This window comes from Cellulomonas septica (genome assembly GCF_012396155.1).
GTDB classification, from domain to species: domain Bacteria; phylum Actinomycetota; class Actinomycetes; order Actinomycetales; family Cellulomonadaceae; genus Cellulomonas; species Cellulomonas septica.
This window is the reverse complement of the sequence record NZ_JAAXOY010000440.1, coordinates 1-3,086: the sequence shown is the minus strand read 5'-3', so window position 1 is coordinate 3,086 and position 3,086 is coordinate 1. Positions and strand designations below refer to the sequence as shown.

Here is a 3,086-nt window from a genome sequence, read left to right as displayed (position 1 = left end):
CCTGCCCGCGCGACCGTCGATGCGCCTCGACGTGCTCGGCCAGCTCGCGGCGTACCACGAGCCGCTCTGGCGGGCCGGGATCGCGACCGACGTCGTGCCCCCGTCGGCGGACCTCGACGGCTACGACCTCGTCGTCGTCCCCGCGCTGCACGCCGTGACCGACGCCGACGCCGCCAACGTGGCCCGGGTGCCGCAGCGAGGCGGCGTGCTGCTCGTCGGTCCCTTCAGCGCCGTCGCCGACGAGCACGCACGCGTCCGTCGCGGCCGGTTCCCGGTCCCGTGGGCCGGTGTCCTCGGGGCGTCGGGGGAGGACTGGCGCCCGCTCGGCGACACCGGCGTCCCGGTCACCTCCGACCGGTACGGCGACTTCGTCGCGACCACGTGGTCCGAGCACGTCCGCAGCGACGGTGCCGAGGTGCTCGCGACGTACGCCGACGGCGACCTCGCCGGTCGCCCCGCGCTGACCCGCCGCACGCACGGCGACGGCGACGGCACCGGTGAGGCCTGGTACGTGACCACGGTCCCGCCGCGCGACGTGCTCGCCGCGGTCGTCGCCGACTGCGTCGCGGCGGCGGGCGTGACGGCCCCGCTCGTGGACGTGCCCGACGGTGTCGAGGTCGCCCGCCGCGGCGACGTGCTGTTCGTGCTCAACCGGTCCCGCGCGAAGCAGACGGTCCGTCTGCCGACCGCCGCGACCGACCTGCTCACCGGCGACACCGTCGCCGACGAGCTCCTCCTGCCCGCCGAGGGCGCCGCAGCCCTGCACCTCGCACCGACCGAGAGGACACGATGAAGTTCACCGACGGGTACTGGCTCCCGCAGCCCGGGACGACGATCCTGCGGCCGCGCGACGTCGCCGACGTCCAGGTCGGCGACGACACCCTCACCGTGTGGTCCTCCACGGCACCGCTGACGTCGCGGGGTGACACGCTCAACCGCCCGCTCGTCACGGTGACGTTCTCGTCGCCCATGGACGACGTGGTCGGCGTGCGCATCGAGCACTTCCAGGGCGGTGTCGACCGTGGCCCGCACTTCGGCCTCGCGACGCAGCCGGCCGGGGTCAAGGTCGAGCCCGCGGACGCCGACGGGATCGCGACGTTCACCGCGGGCGCGCTGACGGCCCGCGTCCGCACGCGCGGCGAGTGGAGCGTGCAGTTCGAGGGCGACGGGCGGCACCTCACGGCGTCGACCCCGCGCAGCATCGGCGTCGTCACCGACGCCCGCGGCGACCACTACGTGCACGAGCAGCTCACGCTCGGCGTGGGCGAGCACGTCTACGGCCTGGGGGAGCGGTTCGGCGCGTTCGTGAAGAACGGCCAGAGCGTCGACATCTGGAACGCCGACGGCGGCACCGCGAGCGAGCAGGCCTACAAGAACGTGCCGTTCTACCTGTCCGACCAGGGCTACGGCGTCTTCGTCGACCACCCGGGGCTCGTGTCGTACGAGGTCGGCACCGAGGTCGTGTCGCGCACGCAGTTCTCCGTCGCCGGCGAGTCGCTGCAGTACTACGTCATCTACGGGCCGACGCCCAAGGACGTGCTGCGCCGGTACACGGCGCTGACCGGCCGCCCGGCGCGCGTCCCCGACTGGTCGTACGGGCTGTGGCTCTCGACGTCGTTCACGACGTCCTACGACGAGGCGACCGTGACGAGCTTCGTCGACGGCATGGCCGAGCGCGGCATCCCGCTGTCGGTGTTCCACTTCGACTGCTTCTGGATGCGCGAGTTCCACTGGAGCGACTTCACGTGGGACCCCGCGACGTTCCCCGACCCGGAAGGCATGCTCGCGCGGCTCAAGGCCAAGGGGCTGCGGATCTGCGTGTGGATCAACCCGTACATCGCGCAGCGCTCGCGGCTGTTCGCGGAGGGCAAGGAGCGCGGGTTCCTCGTGAGGCGCGCCGACGGCTCCGTCTGGCAGACCGACCTGTGGCAGGCCGGCATGGGCCTGGTCGACTTCACCAACCCCGACGCGGTGCGCTGGTACACCGAGGAGCTGCGCACGCTGCTCGGGCAGGGCGTCGACTGCTTCAAGACGGACTTCGGCGAGCGGATCCCGACGGACGTCGTGTGGCACGACGGCACCGACCCGGAGCGGATGCACAACTACTATACGTACCTCTACAACAAGGCGGTCTGGGACCTGCTCGTGGAGGAGCGCGGCGAGGGCGAGGCGGTGCTGTTCGCGCGGTCGGCGACCGTCGGGGGCCAGCAGTTCCCGGTGCACTGGGGCGGCGACTCGGAGTCGACCTTCGCGTCGATGGCGGAGTCGCTGCGCGGCGGCCTGTCGCTCGCGCTGTCGGGCTTCGGCTACTGGAGCCACGACATCGGCGGGTTCGAGGGCACGCCCGACCCGGCCGTGTTCAAGCGGTGGCTCGCGTTCGGCCTGCTCTCGTCGCACAGCCGCCTGCACGGCTCGAGCTCGTACCGGGTGCCGTGGGCGTTCGACGACGAGGCCGTCGACGTGGCGCGCGACTTCACGCGGCTCAAGCTGCGCCTCATGCCGTACCTCGCGCAGGCGGGCGTCGAGGCGCACGAGCAGGGCGTGCCGGTGATGCGCCCGATGGTGCTCGAGTTCCCCGACGACCGCGGCGCGCGGACGGTCGACACGCAGTACATGCTCGGCTCGCAGCTCCTCGTCGCGCCCGTGTTCTCGGCGGACGGCGAGGTCGACGTGTACGTGCCCGACGGCACGTGGACGTCGCTGCTGTCGGGCGAGCAGGTCACCGGCCCGCGGTGGGTGCGCGAGCGGCACGGGTTCGACTCGCTGCCGCTGTACGTCCGGCCGGGTGGCGTGGTGCCGTTCGCGGCGCGCGACGAGCGTCCGGACGACGACTGGCGGGACGGCCTGACCCTGCGCGTCTTCGGGCTGCCGGACGGCCACCGGTCGGTCACGCGCGTCCCGTCGGCGGACGGCGACGCCGAGTTCGAGGTCAGCCGGCAGGGCGGCACGGTGCGCGTCGAGGCGCGCGGCACGTCGTCGCCCTGGTCGGTGCAGGTCGCGCCGTCGGCGGACGGTCCCGGCGGGACGGCGCACGCCGTCGCCGGGCAGGCCGTCGTCGAGCTGGCGCTGTGAGCCCGGCGTGGGGG

At 73.4% G+C, this 3,086-nt stretch carries 2 protein-coding genes; both read left to right on the top strand.

Going from position 1 to position 3,086, the window contains the following annotated elements; genetic code table 11:
- On the top strand, positions 1 to 793 hold a 793-nt coding region (locus HGA02_RS14645; RefSeq protein WP_210728608.1), incomplete at its 5' end, for a beta-galactosidase.
- Positions 790 to 3,072 (top strand): alpha-xylosidase, encoded by a 2,283-nt coding sequence (gene yicI, locus HGA02_RS14640; RefSeq protein ID WP_168679728.1) that lies wholly within the window; start codon positions 790 to 792, stop codon positions 3,070 to 3,072. The genes HGA02_RS14645 and yicI, both read left to right, overlap by 4 nt.
- Positions 3,073 to 3,086 lie beyond the last annotated feature (14 nt).

Excerpts from the sequence above, each read along its gene's own strand:
- yicI (WP_168679728.1), top strand. The coding sequence starts at position 790 with ATGAAGTTCACCGACGGGTACTGGCTCCCGCAGCCCGGGACGACGATC.